Genomic DNA, 17,994 nt, shown 5'->3' on the forward strand with positions numbered 1-17,994 from the left:
TTGATACGCTTCAGCTTAGTTGCTCTTTGTCGCCTCGTCGTTCAATGCAGCACTTTGCAACGCTTTTCGCGCCTGTTGCTTGCGCAGCAACTGCCAATGGGACAGCACCGTCCGGGGGGCCCACATCTGGGGTTCGGAGGCTTCGAAATTGTCCGCTTGTTCGCGCTCGGCCACGATGCCCTTGGCCCGTTTGAAGGCTTGTTCCAGGTCGTCGGTCTGGTTCAGCGCCTGGGCGAACAGGGCGTCGCCAAAGTAGGTGAAGTTGGCTTCCTCGGAGCAGCCGAAGGACACCCGGTCGGCCCGCGACGCGGTCATGACCAGCGTGCGTTCATCCTTGAGCATCGGGATGAAACCACCGGAATAGCACGCTGAAATCACCACGATCTTGTCACGGTTCTTCAGCGGCTCCAGCACGGCGGCCAGTTCGTCGGCGGGCAAGTCGGCCAGTTCCATGCGCGGCTGGTCGAGCACCAGTTCGTGGTCGCTGGTGCCGTGGCTGGTCAGGTAGATGAAGATCAGGTCTTCCGGGCCGCTGCGCTCGGCCAGGGTCGCGACGGCGCGGCGCAGGGTTTCGCGGCTGGCCATGGGCCGGTCACCGAGGTGATCGCGGTGGTTCACCAGGCGGATCTGGCCGAACGCACCGAAACGGCTGGCGAGCATGTTGGAGACATAGTCGGACTCGCGCAGGAATACGCTTTGTTTGCCATCGCCACCCAAGGTCAGGCTGTACAGCTCGATGGCCGGCGTGGAGGCCGGGACATTGGCCAGGGCGTCGTCGAGCAGACGACCCTGGGCCAGCAGGCCCAGTTCAAGCACGTCCGGCAGCAACTTGCCGTCGGCGTCGCGCACCCGTTGGCCGTTGGCCCAGGTGCCGCTTTGTACCGTGCCGTCGGCCAGCGCCAGGGTGCCGTGGCCGTGGTAGCTGTCGTTTTCGAATTCGCCGATGTAGAAGCTGCCATCGGGCAGGTTCAGGCGGCCCTGGCCGGTGAAGCGCCATTCGTTGAATTGCCCCCGGTAATGGCTGCCGTCGGCGCCGATCAGTTCGCCCTTGCCGGTCAGTGCGCCTTCCTTGAACTGGCCGATCCAGACATCGCCGTCGGCATTTTCGTAGCGGCCGCGACCGTTGAGCTGGTTGTCCTTGAAACCACCGATGTAGACGTCGCCGTCGGTGCTGTTGAAGGTGCCCTTGCCCTGCAGTTGCCCGTCGACGAAGTGGCCGGTGAACTGGTTGCCGCTGGCATCGAAGCGCTGGCCTTCGCCATTGGGCTTGCCGTTGGCGAAGGGGCCCTGGTATTGGCTGCCGTCATCGAGTTCCAGGCGACCGAGGCCGGCGTACCGGTCGGCCTTGAACTCGCCCCGGTAGGTCATGCCGTTTTCCTTGAGCGTCCCTTCACCGTCCCGCCGGCCCTGCTTGAAGCCACCGGTGTAGCTGCTGTTCGGTGTGGTGAGGCTACCCTGGCCATCGAACAGGCCGCGCTGGAATTGCCCGCGATAGATCTCGCCGTTACTGCCGCGCCATTCCCCGGTGCCGTGCCACTGGCCCTGGTCGAACTGCCCGGCGTACCAACTGCCGTTGGGGTAGTCGACGCGCCCCTGGCCTTGCAGCAGGCCATTGACCAGGTCGCCGCGATAGCGGCCACCGTCGGGCAGGCGTGCGTCGGGTGGCAGGAACGATTCGCCGTCGCCGCAGGCGGTCAGCAACACAATCAAGGTCAGGGGAACGAGTAAGCGCATAACGGGATCCAGGTCATCAGGCCACGAGTATGCCGCAGCTATGCCCCCTGGATATAGAGAGGCGATGCGAAACGGCCTGAGCGGTTTCGCGACCGCGAAGGTTTACACGAAGCAGAGCGACAACGGCTCGGCGATGTAGGCCGGTTTGTCCGAACCTTCGATTTCCAGGGTGGCGGTAGCCTTGAGCAGCCATTGGCCGGGTTTCTTTTCGGTGACATCCACCAATTCGACCTTGAGCCGTACCTTGGAATCGACTTTCACCGGCTGGATGAAGCGCACGCTGTCCAGGCCGTAGTTGACGACCATCTTCACGCCCTCTGGCAGGATCAGGATGTCTTCCATCAGTTTGGGCATCAGCGACAGCGACAGGAAACCGTGGGCGATGGTGCTGCCGAACGGGGTTTTCGCGGCCTTGACCGGGTCGACGTGGATGAACTGAAAGTCCCCCGTGGCTTCGGCGAACAGGTTGATGCGCTCCTGATCGATGGTGAGCCAGTCGGAACATCCAAGTTCCTTGCCGACATAATCTTTGAGCGCTGCAACGGGAACGTAGGGCATCGAAACTCTCCTTGGTTCATCGGTACTGTCTTTTTTGGGTGCGGGGTTCTTTGCCCCGAAAGATCCACTGTAGATCAACATGGCGGGCGAAGAAGGTCACCGACCATGCTTTTTACGAATGCCGCCCCATAGCGTGGGCATGCTTATAATGCTGGCGCATTCATGGGGGCTGTTGCGGGGGAGAGCGCGAATGTTGCTACGGGGCCTGACCTGGCTGGTGCTGTTTCAATTGCTTGGCACTGCGATCAATCATTTGTTCCTGCCGGTGTTGCCGGGGCCGATCGTGGGCCTGTTGCTGTTGCTGGGTTACCTGATCATGCGCGGCGAGGTGAGCGAGCCGTTGAGCCAGGCCGCCGCCAGCCTGTTGCGCTACCTGCCGTTGCTGCTGGTGCCACCGGCGGTGGGGGTGATGGTCTATGCCCGGGCTATCGCCGCCGATTTCTGGGCCATCGTTGGCGCGCTGACACTGTCCCTGGTCCTGTCCGTGGCATTGACGGGGTTGCTGATGCAGCGCCTGGCCCGGCGTCACGCCGCACCGGAGGACAGCCAATGATGTTCGATTGGCAGGGCGCCTGGGCTTCGGTGATCCATCATCCGCTGTTCGGCATCGGCATTACCCTGGGCGCCTATCAACTGGTGCTGGCGGCATTCGAAAAGACTCGCTGGGTGTTCCTGCAACCGGTGCTGATGTCGATGGTGCTGTTGATCGGCGTGCTGCTGTTGTGCGGCATCGGCTACGCCGAATACCGCAAGAGCACCGAGATCCTCAGCATTCTGCTGGGCCCGGCCACGGTGGCCCTGGCGGTGCCGCTGTATTTGAACCTGCGGCGGATCCGGCAGTTGTTCTGGCCGATTTTTACTACGCTGGTGATAGCTGGGGTGTTTGCCACCGGTTCTGCGGTGGCGCTGGGCTGGAGTCTTGGCGCCGATCACATGATCCTGATGACCATGGCGCCCAAGTCGGTGACCTCGCCGATCGCCATGTTGGTAGCCGAGCAGATCGGCGGCGTAGCGGCCCTGGCGGCGGTGTTCGTGTTGATTACCGGTGTGCTCGGGGCGATCCTCGGCCCGAGCATCCTGACGAAGCTCGGGGTCCGTAGCCCTGAGGCGCGGGGCATGGCCCTGGGCTTGACCGCGCATGCCGTGGGGACATCCGTGGCGTTGCAGGAAAGTGAGGAAACGGGCGCCTTTGCGGCGCTGGCGATGAGTCTGATGGGTGTGGCCACGGCGGTGCTATTGCCGTTGGTGGTGTCGATGACGGTTTAAGGACGTGTTTATGAGCTTGCCGCTTTTCCCGTTAAACACCGTGCTGTTCCCCGGTTGCATCCTCGATCTGCAGATTTTCGAGGCGCGTTACCTCGACATGATCGGACGCTGCATGAAAAAGGGCGAAGGGTTTGGCGTGGTGTGCATCCTTGAGGGCGAGGAGGTCGGCCTCGCGCCCGACGGCTATGCCCGGGTCGGCTGTGAAGCGCTGATCACCGACTTCTCCCAGCAGGGCAATGGCCTGCTGGGGATCCGCGTGCAGGGCGCCCGGCGCTTTATCGTGCATGACAGCCATGTCCAGCCGGACCAGTTGACGGTCGCCGAGGTGGAGTGGCTGGAAGAGGAGCCGGAGCAACCGTTGCAGGATGAGGATGCGGACTTGGTGGCGCTGCTGCAGGCCTTGGCCGAGCATCCGATGGTCGAGGCATTGAACATGGGCACCGAGGCGACTGGCCAGCAATCACTGGCCAACCAACTCGCCTATCTGCTGCCGTTCAAGGAACTGGACAAGATCGAGCTGCTGCAACTCGACGATCCACAGCAGCGCCTGGATGCGATCCAGGCCTTGCTCGATGAGTTGCAAGGGGAACTGTTCGCCTGACGCCACTCATACTCACTGAACAACCCTGCCCCCGTGGAGGCAGGACGGCGTTCAATAGGCATACCGCAACATCGCATGGGGCAAATGCCGCAGTGCGAAGAAGCTGAACGTCGCCACCAGCGCCGGCAGGATCAGCCACCAGATTTTCGGCGACATCGCCTGCAACGGTGCCTGGCGTTGGCTCAGCCACAGGGCGGCGGCGCAAACGCTGGCGGCGAGCATGGCGCCGGCGAGGACGTCGCTGGGCCAATGCACTCCCAGGTACACCCGCGACAACGCGATGGTCAGCGCCGGCAGGCAGCCCAGCAGCAGCCAGGTCAGGCGCAGGCGCGGTGGTTGGCCGCGACCGGCCAGCACGGCGAGGGCCAGGAACAGGGCGAAGGCGCCGGAGGCATGGCCGCTGGGCATGCTGTAGCTGCTCAGCGGGTCGGTCAGTATTTCCGGGCGCACCCGGGCGAAGAAGTGCTTGCTGGCGGTGTTGGCGAGGGCCGTGAACAGCATCGTGCCGCCGGCGAAGAGCGCCGGGCGCCACTGGCGTGCCAGCAACAGCAGCGCGGTCACCAGTGCGCAGATCACCAGCATGTTGCGAAATTCGCCGATCAGCGTGAACGTCACGGCGATTTCATCCAGTGCCGGGCTGCGGTGCTCCTGGACCAGCGCCATCAGGCCCTGGTCGAACGCCGTCAAATAACGAAAACCGCTGAACAGGCCGATCAGGATCACCAGGCCCAGGCCGGCAATCAACGCCGTGGCGTGTCGATGGCGACGCAGGCTGCTGTTGACGCTCAGGCCGATCATCACCGCGATGCTGCCGATCACCACACCGGCCTGTGGCCAGAAACCCTCGGGCAGTGGCAGGCGAAACGCCGCCCCGGTGGCCCAACCCGGCAGCAGGTAGGCCACGCTCCAGCCTGTCGCGGCCAGCAGGCTGACGGCGGCGAAGCGCGGGAACGGCATGTCGCACATCCCGGCCACCATCGGCAGCATCGGTCTGAGTGGGCCGATGAAGCGACCCACCAGCAGGCTGGCGATGCCGTAGCGCTGGAAATAATTCTCCGCCGCGCTCATCCATTCCGGGTGATGCCGCAACCCCGGCAAGCGGCGAATGTTCTGGTGGAAATGCCGACCCAGGAAGTACGACGCCATGTCCCCCAACAACCCGCCGAGCAGGCCCAGCAGCAGCGTCTCGCCCAAGGGCAACGCACCGCTGCCGGCCATGACCGTCACAGCAAACAGCAACACGGTGCCCGGCACGATCAAGCCGACGATGGCCAGGCATTCTGTGCAGGCCACGATAAACACGGCTATCGCCAGCCATTGCGGGTTCACGGTCAGCCAGGCGGTGATGCTATCGAGCCATGGGCCCATAAGGACAACTCCATTGAATAATGAGCGGTACGCAATCTTTGCTGTGGGGGACGCGGTATTTCATCAGGGCAGCAAAAAATAATCACGGCCTTCGACCTGTCCGCGGCGCAAGGGGTTGCGGGTGCACCAGGGGGCGTAGGCGGCGTCGACGAAGCGATAGGGCAGGTGCTCGTCGCGCCCCTGGGGAATGCCCAGGCGGGTGGTCTGGATCACATTGACTGTCGGTACGCCCATGTCCTCCACCAACAGGCGTTCGGGGTCGAAGCGCTTGGCGTCCCACTCTGGCACTTTCAGCCCCAGGGCCTTGCACAGCAGGGTCTGGCCGGCACAGAGTTTTTGCGGCGTGCGTGGCCGGCCTTGGGCGTCGGGGTTGTTCCGCAGCATCTGCGCCAGGCTCTGGGGGCCGCTTAGGGTATCGACCCAGGGGTAGGCCGATTTGATCAGCACGGCATTGCCCGGCCCTTGGGCGCTGAAGTTCAGCGAATCGCCGCCACGGGCGTAGTACATATAGATGTGGCCGCCGTCGAGGAACAAGGCCTTGCGTTTTTCCGTGTAGCCCAGGGAGGCGTGGCTGCCCTTTTCGGCGAAGTAATACGCTTCGGTCTCGATGATCCGCGCGCTGAGCCACAGGCCATTGACCTTGTGGCGGATGACCTTGCCCAGCAGGTCCTGGGCCAGCACTTGTGCGTCGCGGTCAAAAAAGGCATGGGGCAGGGCGTTTGGCGGACAGGGCGAATCAGTCATGGTCGATAGGCGGAGTGAGGCCAAAGGAAGCGCGATGATAGCAATGGATTGCTTAATCGCCGCTGAACATCGGATATTTCTGTAGGTTTTGCGCCTCCGCCGGTCACCGCTGTGAGTCCATGCTGTTAGTCGAGGGAGACGACAGCTATAATCTGCCGCTTTCCTCACTGCCAAGACCTCACAGACCATGACTGAGTCCGTTCTTGACTACATGACCCGCCTGGGTCGCGCCGCCCGCGAAGCGTCGCGCATCATCGGCCGTGCCAGCACCGCGCAGAAAAACCGCGCCCTGCAGGCCGCCGCCAATGCGCTGGACGCCGCTCGCGCCGAGCTGTCCGCCGCCAACGAGCTGGACCTGGCCGCCGGCCGGGTCAACGGGCTCGAGCCGGCCATGCTCGAACGCCTGGCGCTGACCCCGGCCCGCATCGACGGCATGATCGTCGGCCTGCGCCAGGTCGCGGCACTGCCGGACCCGGTCGGGGCGATCCGCGACATGAGCTACCGGCCATCGGGCATCCAGGTCGGCAAGATGCGCGTGCCCCTGGGCGTGGTAGGGATCATCTACGAGTCGCGGCCCAACGTGACCATCGACGCCGCGAGCCTGTGCCTGAAGTCCGGCAACGCAACCATCCTGCGCGGCGGTTCCGAGGCGATTCATTCCAACCGTGCCATCGCTGCCTGCATTCAGCGCGGCCTGGCCGAGGCCGGTCTGCCGGCTGCCGTGGTGCAAGTGGTGGAAACCACTGACCGTGCCGCCGTGGGTGCACTGATCAGCATGCCCGAGTTCGTCGATGTCATCGTGCCGCGCGGTGGCAAGGGCCTGATCGAGCGGGTCAGCCGCGACGCCCGTGTACCGGTGATCAAGCACCTGGACGGCATCTGTCACGTCTACGTCAGCGCCCACGCCGACCTGCCCAAGGCCCAGCGCATCGCCTTCAACGCCAAGACCTACCGTTACGGCATCTGCGGCGCGATGGAAACCCTGCTGGTGGACCAGGCTGTTGCCGCGCAATTTTTGCCGGCGATGGCGGCCCAGTTCCGCGAAAAAGGCGTCGAGCTGCGCGGTTGCGAGCGCACCCGGGCGATCATCGAGGCCGTGGAAGCGAGCGAAGCGGACTGGGACACCGAATACCTGGCGCCGATTTTGTCGATTCGCGTGGTCGATGGGCTGGACGAGGCCATCGAGCACATCAACCGCCATGGCTCCCATCACACCGACGCCATCGTCAGTGAGCACCAGGGCGAAACCCGGCGTTTCGTGGCCGAGGTGGACTCGGCCTCGGTGATGATCAACACCCCGACCTGCTTTGCCGACGGTTTCGAATACGGTTTGGGTGCCGAGATCGGCATTTCTACTGATAAGCTGCACGCCCGCGGCCCGGTGGGCCTCGAAGGCCTGACTTGCGAGAAGTACATCGTGGTCGGTGACGGCCAGTTGCGTGGACAGGAGCCAGCCTGACTTGGGCGACCTCGACCCGGCGCCCGTGATGACGCCCTCTGTGACGACGACCGCGCCAAGACGCATCGGTATCCTGGGCGGCACGTTCGACCCGGTGCACATCGGCCATTTGCGCGGAGCGCTGGAAGTCGCCGACGCCCTGGCCCTCGATGAGCTGCGCCTGGTGCCCAGCGCCCGGCCGCCGCACCGGGATGCGCCGCAGGTGTCGGCGCAGGACCGCCTGGCGATGGTCGAGTGCGCGGTGGCCGGTGTGGCGCCGTTGCTGGTGGACGCCCGTGAATTGCAGCGGGACAAACCGTCCTACAGCATAGACACCCTGGAGTTGATGCGCGCCGAACTGGCCGTGGATGCCCAGGTTTTCCTGCTTCTGGGCTGGGACGCATTTTGCGGCCTGCCCACTTGGCACCGCTGGGAAGAGTTGCTCCAGCATTGCCACATCCTGGTGCTGCAACGCCCGGATGCCGACAGCGAGCCGCCGGATGCCTTGCGCAACCTGCTGGCGGCCCGCTCGGTGAGCGACCCGCTGGCCCTGAAAGGGCCGAGCGGACAGATTGCATTCGTCTGGCAGACGCCGCTCGCGGTATCCGCCACCCAGATCCGTCAACTGCTGGCCAGCGGTAAGTCGGTACGTTTCCTGGTGCCCGACGCGGTCCTGGCCTACATCGATGCGCACGGGCTGTACCGTGCGTCGAACTGAAAACGGCGCGCTTGAAGGTACGTGAATGCGTAGCGAAGCGCCCGAACATACGAGCAAAACGAGTTTTATATGACTGACAAAGACGTAAACAAAGTAAAGCGCAAGGGCACGTTCAAGAGCGCCCCGCTGCCCGCTGAGGCCCCGACTGGTGTCGTGCTGGCCGGCGAGGAGCTGGTCAAGGTGGCCGTGGCGGCCCTGGAAGACGTCAAGGCCCAGGACATCCAGGTGATCGACGTTCGTGAAAAGCAGAGCATCACCGACTTCATGATCATCGCCACCGGTACGTCCAACCGCCAGATCAATGCGATGCTGGAGAAGGTCCGCGAAGTGGTGAAGGCCCGTGGCGTCAAGCCGCTGGGTGAAGAAGGCAAGGGCGAAAGCGACTGGGTCCTGCTGGATATGGACGACGTCATCGTGCACATGATGACCGCCTCGGCCCGCCAGTTCTACGACCTGGAGCGTCTGTGGGCCGGTGCCGAGCAGAGTCGTGCGGCGGATGCTCGCCACCACAGCCCGGAAAACCCCCATGAGCACTTCACCAAGCTCAACAAAGACCAGCAATAAGGGATCGCTGTGCGACTGCGCCTGATCGCCGTCGGTTCTCGCGTGCCCAAGTGGGTGGAAGAAGGCTGGCATGAATATGCCAAGCGTCTTCCCTCCGAGCTGGCCCTGGACCTGGTGGAAATTCCGCTCAATACCCGTGGCAAGAACGCCGACGTGGCGCGTTTCATCCGCCAGGAAGGCGAAGCCATGCTGGCCAAGGTCGGGCCGAACGAGCGCATCGTCACCCTCGAAGTCCACGGCAAGCCCTGGAGCACCGAGCAATTGGCGGTGGAGCTCGATCGCTGGCGGTTGGATTCGCGCACGGTCAATTTCATGGTCGGCGGCCCGGAAGGGCTGGCGCCGGAAGTCTGTGCCCGAGCCGACCAGCGTTGGTCGTTGTCGCCGTTGACGCTGCCGCACCCACTGGTGCGGATCCTGATCGGCGAACAGCTGTATCGTGCCTGGACAGTGCTGTCCGGGCACCCTTACCACAAGTAATCCCGCCCCCATGCCTCAGCCGATCCGCATCAAGGACCACGAAAAAGACGCCCGCCTGGTGCGCAGTCGCGTCGTGTTCGGCGCCATTACGGTGGTCACGCTGATCGGCGTGCTGATCGCGCGGCTGTATTTCCTCCAGGTGATCCAGTACGAGTACCACTCGACCCTGTCGGAAAACAACCGGGTGCACGTGCAACCGATCCCGCCGACTCGCGGCCTGATCTTCGACCGTAATGGCGTGGTGGTGGCCGATAACCGGCCCAGCTTCAGCCTGAGCATGACCCGCGAGCGGTCCGGCGATTGGCAGCATGTGCTGGACGTGATCGTCGAAGTGCTGCAACTGACTCCCGAGGACCGGGCGATCTTCGAGAAGCGCATGCGCCAGGGGCGGCGTCCGTTCGAGCCGGTGCCGATTCTGTTCGAGCTGACCGAAGAACAGATTGCCCTGATCGCCGTGAACCAGTTCCGCCTGCCCGGCGTCGAGGTGGTGGCGCAACTGGTACGGCATTATCCCCAGGGGCCGCACTTTGCCCACTCGGTTGGCTACATGGGGCGGATCAACGAGAAAGAGCTCAAGACCCTCGATCCGGTCAACTACAGCGGCACCCACCACATCGGCAAGACCGGTATCGAGCGCTTCTACGAGCCTGAGCTGCACGGCCAGGTGGGGTATGAAGAAGTCGAGACCAACGCCCGTGGCCGGGTATTGCGGGTGCTCAAGCGCACCGACCCGATTCCTGGCAAGGACATTGTCCTGAGCCTGGACATCAAGCTGCAGGAAGCCGCCGAAGCGGCGCTGGGCGGGCGACGTGGCGCGGTGGTGGCCCTAGACCCGAACACCGGCGAGGTGCTGGCGATGGTCAGCCAGCCGAGTTTCGACCCGAACCTGTTCGTCACTGGCATCAGCTTCAAGGCTTACGCCGAGTTGCGCGATTCCATCGACCGGCCATTGTTCAACCGGGTGCTGCGCGGCCTCTATCCGCCGGGCTCGACCATCAAGCCGGCCGTGGCGATTGCCGGGCTGGACGCCGGCGTGGTGACCGCGTCGAGCCGGGTCTTCGACCCTGGTTACTACATGCTGCCCAACTATGACCACAAGTACCGCAACTGGAACCGTACCGGTGACGGCTACGTGGACCTGGAAACGGCGATCATGCGGTCCAACGACACTTACTTCTATGACCTGGCCCACAAGCTGGGGATCGATCGGCTGTCGTCCTACCTGAGCAAGTTCGGCATCGGCCAGAAAGTCTCCCTGGACATGTTCGAAGAATCTCCGGGCCTGATGCCTTCCCGGGAATGGAAGCGGGTGACTCGCCGGCAGGCGTGGTTCCCGGGTGAAACGCTGATCCTGGGGATCGGCCAGGGCTATATGCAGGCCACGCCCCTGCAACTGGCCCAGGCCACGGCCCTGGTGGCGAACAAGGGCAAATGGTTCCGCCCGCACCTGGCCAAGACCATCGAGGGCCAGAAGCCGGTGGACCCGAACCCGATGCCGGACATCGTCCTGCACAACCCGTCGGACTGGCAGAAGGTCAACAACGGCATGCAGCAGGTGATGCACGGTGCCCGGGGCACCGCCCGCAAGGCCTCCATCGGCGCGCAATACCGCATTGCCGGCAAGAGTGGTACGGCCCAGGTCGTGGCCATCAAGCAGGGCGAAAAGTATGACCGTTCCAAGCTCCAGGAACGCCACCGCGACCACGCCCTGTTCGTCGGCTTCGCGCCGGCCGACAACCCGAAGATTGTCGTGTCGGTGATGGTCGAGAACGGCGAGTCCGGTTCCGGCGTGGCCGCGCCCGTGGTGCGCCAGGTGATGGACGCCTGGCTGCTGGATGAGCACGGCCAGCTCAAGCCCGAATTCGCAAGCCCCACCACCGCGGAGGCTACGGCCCGTGAAGAGTAATTTCGACCGGATCCTCTCCAGCGAAGATGTGATGCGCCGGCGGGCGACGTTGTTGCAGCGCATGCACATCGACGGTCCGTTGCTGGTCCTGCTGCTGATCCTCGCGGCCGGCAGCCTGTTCGTGCTGTATTCGGCCAGTGGCAAGAGCTGGGACTTGCTGGCCAAGCAGGCCACCTCGTTCGGCATTGGCCTGGTGTCGATGATCGTCATCGCCCAGTTCGAGCCGCGGTTCATGGCGCGCTGGGTGCCGCTGGCCTATGTGGTGGGCGTGGCCCTGCTGGTGGTGGTGGACGTGATGGGCCACAACGCCATGGGTGCCACGCGCTGGATCAACATCCCCGGGGTGATCCGCTTCCAGCCTTCGGAATTCCTCAAGATCATCATGCCGGCGACCATCGCCTGGTACCTGTCCAAGCGCACCCTTCCACCGCAGCTCAAGCATGTGTGCATCAGCCTGTTGCTGATCGGCATCCCGTTCATCCTGATCGTGCGCCAGCCGGACCTCGGCACGTCGCTGCTGATCCTGGCCGGCGGCGCCTTCGTGTTGTTCATGGGCGGGCTGCGCTGGCGCTGGATCCTCAGCGTGATCGCCATCGCCGTACCGGTGTCGGTGGCCATGTGGTACTTCGTCATGCACGACTACCAGAAGCAACGCATCCTGACCTTCCTCGACCCGGAGAGCGATCCGCTGGGCACCGGCTGGAACATCATCCAGTCCAAGGCCGCCATCGGTTCCGGCGGGGTGTTCGGCAAGGGCTGGCTGATGGGCACCCAGTCGCACCTGGACTTTTTGCCGGAAAGCCACACCGACTTCATCATCGCGGTGATGGGCGAGGAGTTCGGCCTGGTGGGTATCTGCATCCTGCTGCTGATCTACCTGCTGCTGATCGGCCGCGGACTGGTGATCACCGCCCAGGCCCAGACGCTGTTCGGCAAGTTGCTGGCGGGCAGCCTGACCATGACGTTTTTCGTTTATGTTTTCGTCAACATCGGTATGGTCAGTGGCCTGTTGCCGGTGGTGGGGGTGCCGTTGCCCTTCATTAGCTACGGAGGAACTTCGCTGGTGACGCTACTGTCAGCGTTTGGGGTCTTGATGTCGATCCATACCCACCGCAAGTGGATCGCACAGGTTTGAATAAGGTGAAGAGTTCAATGCAAGCAATGCGTGGCTGGTCGACGCGATACGCGCCGTGGATCGGCCTGTTCGGCCTGCTCGGCGGCGCGCAGCCGGCGTTGGCCGGCGAATACGAAGGCTCGCCCCAGGTGGCCGAGTTCGTCGGCGAGATGACCCGTGACTACGGGTTTGCCGGTGAGCAGCTGATGGATGTGTTCCGCGAGGCCGAGCGCAAGCAGTCGATCCTCGATGCGATCTCCCGGCCCGCCGAGCGTGTCAAGCAGTGGAGCGAGTACCGGCCGATGTTCATCACCGATGCGCGCATCGCCCGCGGCGTGGACTTCTGGCGCCAGCACGAGGCCGCCCTGGCCCGCGCCGAACAGGATTACGGCGTGCCGGCGCAGATCATTGTGTCCATCATTGGCGTCGAGACGTTCTTCGGGCGCAATACCGGCAACTTCCGGGTGATCGATGCCCTGTCGACCCTGGGCTTTGATTACCCGCCCCGGGCCGATTTCTTCCGCAAGGAACTGCGTGAGTTCCTGTTGCTGGCCCGCGAAGAGCAGGTCGATCCACTGACGCTCAAAGGCTCCTACGCCGGAGCCATGGGGTTGCCGCAATTCATGCCCAGCAGTTTTCGCGCCTACGCAGTGGACTTCGACGGCGATGGCCACATCAATATCTGGAACAACCCGACCGACGCCATCGGCAGCGTGGCCAGTTATTTCAAGCGCCACGGCTGGGAGGCCGGCCAACCGGTGGTCAGCCGTGCCGACGTACGCGGCGAGCGGGTGGACGAGGGCCTGACCGAGGGCCTCGAGCCAACGAAAACCGTCGGGGAGTTGCGGGCGTTGGGCTGGTCGAGTCATGATGCGCTGCGTGATGACATGGCGGTCACCGCGATGCGCCTGGAAGGCGAGCAGGGCCCCGAATATTGGATGGGCCTGAAGAATTTCTACGCGATTACGCGTTATAACCGCAGCGTGATGTACGCCATGGCCGTATATCAACTGTCTGAAGAGCTGGTCAAAGCACGGGGCGTCAAATAATGCGGGCATTGCCTACCCATCCTCCCCTGAACGCCAGGCCCCTCAAACTCGTGGCCTTGGCTGCTCTGTCGCTGCTGGTCGTCAGTTGTTCGACCAGTCGCGCCCCGACCCAGAAAAATACCAACGCCGTGCGCAGCATGCCGGGCCTGGACATCAACCGGGCCCACAAGGACGGCGCACCGTGGTGGGACGTGGACGTTTCGCGGATTCCCGATGCAACCCCGACCCTGCACACCGGGCCCTACAAGGCCAACCCGTACACGGTGCTGGGCAAGACCTATTTCCCGATGGCCGACTCCAAGACCTATGTCGCGTCGGGCACGGCGTCCTGGTATGGCACCAAGTTCCACGGCCAGAACACCGCCAACGGCGAGGTGTACGACCTGTATGGCATGAGCGCGGCGCACAAGACCTTGCCGCTGCCCAGCTATGTGCGGGTGACCAACCTGGACAACAACAAGAGCGTGATCCTGCGGGTCAATGACCGTGGGCCGTTCTACTCCGACCGCATCATCGACCTGTCGTATGCGGCGGCAAAAAAACTCGGTTATGCTGAAATCGGCACCGCGCGGGTCAAGGTCGAAGGCATCGACCCGCAGGAGTGGTGGGCCCAGCGCGGCCGTCCGGCGCCTTTAATGCTCAACGAGCCGAAAGTGGCGCAAAATGCCGCGCCGGCCGTGACGGCATCCACCGGTACGGTCGAGCAATGGACCCCGCCGCCGCAGCAACATGCCGCGGCCGTCGTGCCGGTGCAGATCGATGCAAAAAAAAACGCTTCTGCAACAGCGTCTGGCCAGTTTCTGCAAGTGGGCGCGTTCGCCAACCCGGACGCTGCCGAACTGCTGAGGTCGAAGCTCAGCTCGATGGTGAGCGCCCCGGTGTTCATCAGCTCGATCGTGCGCAACCAGCAGACACTGCATCGGGTGCGCCTGGGGCCGATCGGTTCGCCGGGTGAGGTCCAGCAAGTGCAGAACAGCGTGCGCCTGGCCAACCTCGGTTCGCCGAGCCTGGTCACCGCCGAGTGATTTGATTGAAAAACCCGCTTGTGGTTCGAGCGGGTCAGGTTGTTGGCTCCACGCATAATAAAAAGCCCGGCAAGGGATGTGAGTGAGCAACTTAATACGCGGCAGCCCGTTAGAAGGTTGCCTGTTAGTTTTGCCTCCGGGCAGTCCCATTAGCGATTTTCGAGAGACGGATGAACATCACCACCTTTGCCAAACGCCTTTGCCTGCTAGTCCCGCTGCTGCTCTCACCTGCCGCGTTCGCGGTCGAGATGATGCCTTCGCCTCCACAACTGGCGGCCAAGGCCTATGTACTCATGGATGCCAGCAGCGGCAACGTGCTGGTCGAGAACAACGGTGACCAGCGTCTGCCACCGGCCAGCCTGACCAAGCTGATGACCGCCTACATCGCGACCCTGGAAATCCGTCGCGGCCAGATCGGCGAGAACGATCCGGTGACCGTCAGCGAAAACGCCTGGCGTACCGGCGGTTCGCGGATGTTCATCAAGGTCGGTTCGCAAGTGACCGTCAGCGACCTGCTGCACGGCATCATCATCCAGTCCGGCAACGACGCCAGCGTGGCCCTGGCCGAACACATCGCCGGCAGCGAAGACGCCTTCGCCGACATGATGAACAAGACCGTCGGCGACCTGGGCATGACCAATAGCCACTTCATGAACCCGACCGGCCTGCCGAACCCCGAGCACTATTCCTCGGCCCACGACATGGCGCTGCTGGCCCGGGCGATCATTCATGAGGACCCGGCGCACTACGCCATCTACTCCCAGAAGGAATTCTTCTGGAACGGCATCAAGCAGCCTAACCGCAACCTGCTGCTGTGGCGCGACAAGACTGTCGACGGCCTGAAGACCGGCCACACCGACGAAGCGGGCTACTGCATGGTGTCCTCGGCCGTGCGTGATGGCATGCGCCTGATCGCCGTGGTGTTCGGCACCAGCAGCGAAGTGGCCCGCGCCGCCGAGACGCAAAAACTGCTGACCTACGGCTTCCGCTTCTTCGAAACCCAGACCTTCTACCAGAAGGGCACCGAACTGGCCCAGGCCCAGGTCTGGAAGGGCACCAGCAACCAGGTCAAGGCCGGCCTGGCCCAGGACCTGACCATGACCCTGCCCAAGGGCCAGCTCAAGAAGCTCGCTGCCAGCATGACCATGAACCCGCAACTGACCGCCCCCATCGCCAAGGGCGACGTGATCGGTAAAGTCGAAGTCAAGCTGGAAGACAAGGTGGTCCACAGCGCCGACCTGATCGCGTTGGACACCGTCGAGGAAGGTGGCATCTTGCGCCGCATGTGGGATAGCATCCGTCTATTCTTCTACGGCTTGTTCAACTGATTCGAGTGTTGAGCTGCATGGCCCCGTTCCTATCCGGTCCGGGGCCATGTTCGTTTACCAAGGCTTACGAGGCCGCTACGACATGACAGATTCCGAAGTAAAGGCGCCGAAAATCGAATTTCCGTGCGCGGATTATCCCATCAAGATAATTGGCGACACCGGGGTGGGCTTCAAGGACAAGATCGTCGCCATTGTCGAGAAGCACGCCACCATCGACTTCAAGACCCTGGCCGAGCGCCAGAGCACCAACGGCAAGTACACCACGATCCAGGTGCACATCATTGCCACCGGCCAGGAACAGCTTTACGACATCAACAGTGAGCTGCGGGCGACCGGTTTCGTGCACATGGTGTTGTGATGCCGGGTACGCTGGGCTTTCGCGAGCTGGGCCGGATGGCTTACGAACCGGTCTGGCACGCCATGCAACGCTTCACCAATGAACGCGGCAACACCGCCGACGATGAGGTCTGGCTGGTGGAGCACCCGCCGGTCTTCACCCAGGGCCAGGCCGGCAAGGCCGAGCACCTGTTGTTGCCCGGAGATATCCCGGTGGTCAAGGTCGACCGGGGCGGGCAGGTGACTTACCATGGCCCCGGCCAATTGGTCGCCTACCTGTTGCTGGACGTGCGCAAGCTGGGTTTCGGCGTGCGCGAGCTGGTGACCCGCATGGAGACCTGCCTGATCGAGCTGCTGGCCAGCTATGGCATCAGTGCGCAGGCCAAGCCGGACGCGCCAGGCGTCTATGTCGACGGGGCGAAGATCGCCTCCCTGGGTCTGCGGATCCGCCACGGCTGTTCGTTTCATGGCCTGGCGTTGAACGTGGACATGGACCTTGCCCCGTTTCGACGGATTAATCCCTGTGGCTACGCGGGGCTCGCGATGACCCAGCTGCGCGATCACGCAGGAACGATTGAATTTGCCGAGGTAAGTGCCAGGCTGCGCGCGCAGCTCGTCAAACACCTCGACTACGCTGAGCAGACGACCCTTACGGGCGGAATCGATTGATATGACTAATGATGCAGTGCAAACCGTAACTCCGACGCAAGATGGTACCGAGCGTCCGGCCCCGCGCACCAAGGTCGAGGCGGGCGTGAAGCTTCGCGGCGCCGAAAAGGTCGCACGCATCCCGGTCAAGATCATCCCGACCACCGAGCTGCCGAAGAAACCTGACTGGATCCGCGTGCGCATCCCGGTTTCCCCGGAAGTCGACCGTATCAAGGCGCTGCTGCGCAAGCACAAGCTGCACAGCGTCTGCGAAGAGGCCTCCTGCCCAAACCTGGGCGAGTGCTTCTCCGGTGGCACCGCCACCTTCATGATCATGGGTGACATCTGCACCCGTCGCTGCCCGTTCTGCGACGTCGGCCATGGCCGTCCGAAGCCCCTGGACACCAGCGAGCCGGAAAACCTGGCCGTCGCCATCGCCGACCTCAAGCTGCGCTACGTGGTCATCACTTCGGTGGACCGCGACGACCTGCGCGACGGCGGTGCCCAGCACTTTGCCGATTGCATCCGCGAGATCCGCAAGCTGTCGCCGAACGTGCAACTCGAAACCCTGGTGCCGGACTACCGTGGTCGCATGGACATCGCCCTGGAAATCACCGCCGCCGAGCCGCCGGATGTGTTCAACCACAACCTGGAAACCGTGCCACGCCTGTACAAGGCCGCGCGCCCGGGTTCGGACTACCAGTGGTCGCTGACCTTGCTGCAGCGTTTCAAGCAGATGATGCCGCACATTCCGACCAAGTCCGGTTTGATGCTGGGCCTGGGTGAAACCGATGAGGAAGTGATCGAGGTCATGCAGCGCATGCGTGAGCATGACATCGACATGCTGACCCTGGGGCAGTACTTGCAACCTTCGCGTAACCACCTGCCGGTCCAGCGTTTTGTGCACCCGGATACCTTTGCCTGGTTTGCCGAGGAGGGGTACAAGATGGGGTTCAAGAACGTGGCTTCGGGGCCGTTGGTGCGGTCTTCGTATCATGCGGATGAGCAGGCGAAGTTGGTTAAGGCTGAGCTGCTTGGGGCCTGATTTTTTTGCGTTGGTTCTTGGGGTGGTGGGTATATCCGTTTTTTGTGTAACGGCTACCTAGGGTTCCGCCCTTAC

19 protein-coding genes are annotated in these 17,994 nt (G+C 63.3%); 15 read left to right on the top strand and 4 right to left on the bottom strand.

All coding sequences use genetic code 11. The features are described 5' to 3' along the window. Positions 1–15 precede the first annotated feature (15 nt). Together N4Q37_RS11970 and N4Q37_RS11975 are read right to left on the bottom strand one after the other, a co-directional pair. Positions 16–1,734: a C13 family peptidase gene (locus N4Q37_RS11970; protein WP_260958189.1), complete on the bottom strand. Its 1,719-nt coding sequence runs from the start codon at positions 1,732–1,734 to the stop codon at positions 16–18. Between the two features lie 102 nt (positions 1,735–1,836). Continuing rightward, positions 1,837–2,292: a MaoC family dehydratase gene (locus N4Q37_RS11975; RefSeq protein WP_260958191.1), complete on the bottom strand. Its 456-nt coding sequence runs from the start codon at positions 2,290–2,292 to the stop codon at positions 1,837–1,839. Between the two features lie 190 nt (positions 2,293–2,482). On the opposite strand from N4Q37_RS11975, the gene N4Q37_RS11980 reads away from it, so the two are divergent. The 3 genes from N4Q37_RS11980 to N4Q37_RS11990 are packed head-to-tail and all read left to right on the top strand — an operon-like array spanning position 2,483 to position 4,159. After that, entirely contained in the window at positions 2,483–2,845 is a 363-nt protein-coding gene (locus N4Q37_RS11980; protein WP_260958192.1) for a CidA/LrgA family protein, read from the top strand. Beyond that, entirely contained in the window at positions 2,842–3,558 is a 717-nt protein-coding gene (locus N4Q37_RS11985) for an LrgB family protein (RefSeq protein WP_260958193.1), read from the top strand. Before N4Q37_RS11980 ends, N4Q37_RS11985 begins: the two co-directional genes overlap by 4 nt. 10 nt (positions 3,559–3,568) lie before the next feature. Next, the gene (locus N4Q37_RS11990; protein WP_260958194.1) at positions 3,569–4,159 is read left to right on the top strand and encodes an LON peptidase substrate-binding domain-containing protein; all 591 of its coding nucleotides are present in this window, start codon (positions 3,569–3,571) and stop codon (positions 4,157–4,159) included. Between the two features lie 51 nt (positions 4,160–4,210). On the opposite strand, the gene N4Q37_RS11995 is transcribed toward N4Q37_RS11990, so the two are convergent. Together N4Q37_RS11995 and N4Q37_RS12000 are read right to left on the bottom strand one after the other, a co-directional pair. After that, positions 4,211–5,527, bottom strand: a complete 1,317-nt coding sequence (locus N4Q37_RS11995) for a bifunctional DedA family/phosphatase PAP2 family protein (RefSeq protein WP_260958195.1) — start codon at positions 5,525–5,527, stop codon at positions 4,211–4,213. A 63-nt stretch (positions 5,528–5,590) separates the two neighbouring features. Further along, positions 5,591–6,271, bottom strand: a complete 681-nt coding sequence (locus N4Q37_RS12000) for a DNA-3-methyladenine glycosylase (protein ID WP_260958196.1) — start codon at positions 6,269–6,271, stop codon at positions 5,591–5,593. Positions 6,272–6,458: 187 nt separating this feature from the next. Between N4Q37_RS12000 and N4Q37_RS12005 the strand changes: the two genes are divergently transcribed. The 12 genes from N4Q37_RS12005 (at position 6,459) to lipA (ending at position 17,919) form a co-directional block, all read left to right on the top strand. Continuing rightward, positions 6,459–7,730 (top strand): glutamate-5-semialdehyde dehydrogenase, encoded by a 1,272-nt coding sequence (locus N4Q37_RS12005; RefSeq protein WP_260958197.1) that lies wholly within the window; start codon positions 6,459–6,461, stop codon positions 7,728–7,730. A 28-nt stretch (positions 7,731–7,758) separates the two neighbouring features. Continuing rightward, a complete protein-coding gene (nadD, locus tag N4Q37_RS12010; RefSeq protein WP_260958290.1) occupies positions 7,759–8,427 on the top strand; it encodes a nicotinate-nucleotide adenylyltransferase in 669 nt (222 codons plus the stop codon). Positions 8,428–8,496: 69 nt separating this feature from the next. Then, positions 8,497–8,991, top strand: a complete 495-nt coding sequence (rsfS, locus tag N4Q37_RS12015) for a ribosome silencing factor (protein WP_260958198.1) — start codon at positions 8,497–8,499, stop codon at positions 8,989–8,991. A 9-nt stretch (positions 8,992–9,000) separates the two neighbouring features. Continuing rightward, a complete protein-coding gene (rlmH, locus tag N4Q37_RS12020; RefSeq protein ID WP_260958199.1) occupies positions 9,001–9,468 on the top strand; it encodes a 23S rRNA (pseudouridine(1915)-N(3))-methyltransferase RlmH in 468 nt (155 codons plus the stop codon). A 10-nt stretch (positions 9,469–9,478) separates the two neighbouring features. Beyond that, positions 9,479–11,374: a penicillin-binding protein 2 gene (gene mrdA, locus N4Q37_RS12025; RefSeq protein WP_260958200.1), complete on the top strand. Its 1,896-nt coding sequence runs from the start codon at positions 9,479–9,481 to the stop codon at positions 11,372–11,374. Between the two features lie 31 nt (positions 11,375–11,405). Further along, on the top strand, positions 11,406–12,509 hold the full coding sequence (rodA, locus tag N4Q37_RS12030; RefSeq protein WP_260958291.1) for a rod shape-determining protein RodA: 1,104 nt from the start codon (positions 11,406–11,408) through the stop codon (positions 12,507–12,509). A 17-nt stretch (positions 12,510–12,526) separates the two neighbouring features. Beyond that, the gene (gene mltB / locus N4Q37_RS12035) at positions 12,527–13,537 is read left to right on the top strand and encodes a lytic murein transglycosylase B (RefSeq protein WP_260958202.1); all 1,011 of its coding nucleotides are present in this window, start codon (positions 12,527–12,529) and stop codon (positions 13,535–13,537) included. Next, the gene (locus N4Q37_RS12040; RefSeq protein ID WP_260958203.1) at positions 13,537–14,562 is read left to right on the top strand and encodes a septal ring lytic transglycosylase RlpA family protein; all 1,026 of its coding nucleotides are present in this window, start codon (positions 13,537–13,539) and stop codon (positions 14,560–14,562) included. Before mltB ends, N4Q37_RS12040 begins: the two co-directional genes overlap by 1 nt. 170 nt (positions 14,563–14,732) lie before the next feature. Further along, complete coding sequence (locus N4Q37_RS12045; RefSeq protein ID WP_260958205.1) at positions 14,733–15,890, top strand: D-alanyl-D-alanine carboxypeptidase family protein; 1,158 nt, start codon at positions 14,733–14,735, stop codon at positions 15,888–15,890. An 82-nt stretch (positions 15,891–15,972) separates the two neighbouring features. Then, entirely contained in the window at positions 15,973–16,248 is a 276-nt protein-coding gene (locus N4Q37_RS12050; RefSeq protein WP_260958207.1) for a DUF493 domain-containing protein, read from the top strand. After that, positions 16,248–16,895, top strand: a complete 648-nt coding sequence (gene lipB, locus N4Q37_RS12055; protein WP_260958209.1) for a lipoyl(octanoyl) transferase LipB — start codon at positions 16,248–16,250, stop codon at positions 16,893–16,895. The genes N4Q37_RS12050 and lipB overlap by 1 nt, the downstream gene beginning before the upstream one ends. 1 nt (position 16,896) lies before the next feature. Next, entirely contained in the window at positions 16,897–17,919 is a 1,023-nt protein-coding gene (gene lipA / locus N4Q37_RS12060) for a lipoyl synthase (protein ID WP_260958211.1), read from the top strand. Positions 17,920–17,994: the final 75 nt, after the last annotated feature.

This window comes from Pseudomonas citri, from assembly GCF_025336485.1.
Lineage (GTDB): Bacteria > Pseudomonadota > Gammaproteobacteria > Pseudomonadales > Pseudomonadaceae > Aquipseudomonas > Aquipseudomonas citri.

Bases quoted from the DNA above. Each gene is read 5' to 3' on its own strand.
- N4Q37_RS11970 (WP_260958189.1), bottom strand. From the start codon at position 1,734: ATGCGCTTACTCGTTCCCCTGACCTTGATTGTGTTGCTGACCGCCTGC.
- N4Q37_RS11975 (WP_260958191.1), bottom strand. From the start codon at position 2,292: ATGCCCTACGTTCCCGTTGCAGCGCTCAAAGATTATGTCGGCAAGGAA.
- N4Q37_RS11980 (WP_260958192.1), top strand. From the start codon at position 2,483: ATGTTGCTACGGGGCCTGACCTGGCTGGTGCTGTTTCAATTGCTTGGC.
- N4Q37_RS11985 (WP_260958193.1), top strand. From the start codon at position 2,842: ATGATGTTCGATTGGCAGGGCGCCTGGGCTTCGGTGATCCATCATCCG.
- N4Q37_RS11990 (WP_260958194.1), top strand. From the start codon at position 3,569: ATGAGCTTGCCGCTTTTCCCGTTAAACACCGTGCTGTTCCCCGGTTGC.
- N4Q37_RS11995 (WP_260958195.1), bottom strand. From the start codon at position 5,527: ATGGGCCCATGGCTCGATAGCATCACCGCCTGGCTGACCGTGAACCCG.
- N4Q37_RS12000 (WP_260958196.1), bottom strand. From the start codon at position 6,271: ATGACTGATTCGCCCTGTCCGCCAAACGCCCTGCCCCATGCCTTTTTT.
- N4Q37_RS12005 (WP_260958197.1), top strand. From the start codon at position 6,459: ATGACTGAGTCCGTTCTTGACTACATGACCCGCCTGGGTCGCGCCGCC.
- nadD (WP_260958290.1), top strand. From the start codon at position 7,759: ATGACGCCCTCTGTGACGACGACCGCGCCAAGACGCATCGGTATCCTG.
- rsfS (WP_260958198.1), top strand. From the start codon at position 8,497: ATGACTGACAAAGACGTAAACAAAGTAAAGCGCAAGGGCACGTTCAAG.
- mrdA (WP_260958200.1), top strand. From the start codon at position 9,479: ATGCCTCAGCCGATCCGCATCAAGGACCACGAAAAAGACGCCCGCCTG.
- rodA (WP_260958291.1), top strand. From the start codon at position 11,406: ATGCGCCGGCGGGCGACGTTGTTGCAGCGCATGCACATCGACGGTCCG.
- mltB (WP_260958202.1), top strand. From the start codon at position 12,527: ATGCAAGCAATGCGTGGCTGGTCGACGCGATACGCGCCGTGGATCGGC.
- N4Q37_RS12040 (WP_260958203.1), top strand. From the start codon at position 13,537: ATGCGGGCATTGCCTACCCATCCTCCCCTGAACGCCAGGCCCCTCAAA.
- N4Q37_RS12045 (WP_260958205.1), top strand. From the start codon at position 14,733: ATGAACATCACCACCTTTGCCAAACGCCTTTGCCTGCTAGTCCCGCTG.
- N4Q37_RS12050 (WP_260958207.1), top strand. From the start codon at position 15,973: ATGACAGATTCCGAAGTAAAGGCGCCGAAAATCGAATTTCCGTGCGCG.
- lipB (WP_260958209.1), top strand. From the start codon at position 16,248: ATGCCGGGTACGCTGGGCTTTCGCGAGCTGGGCCGGATGGCTTACGAA.
- lipA (WP_260958211.1), top strand. From the start codon at position 16,897: ATGACTAATGATGCAGTGCAAACCGTAACTCCGACGCAAGATGGTACC.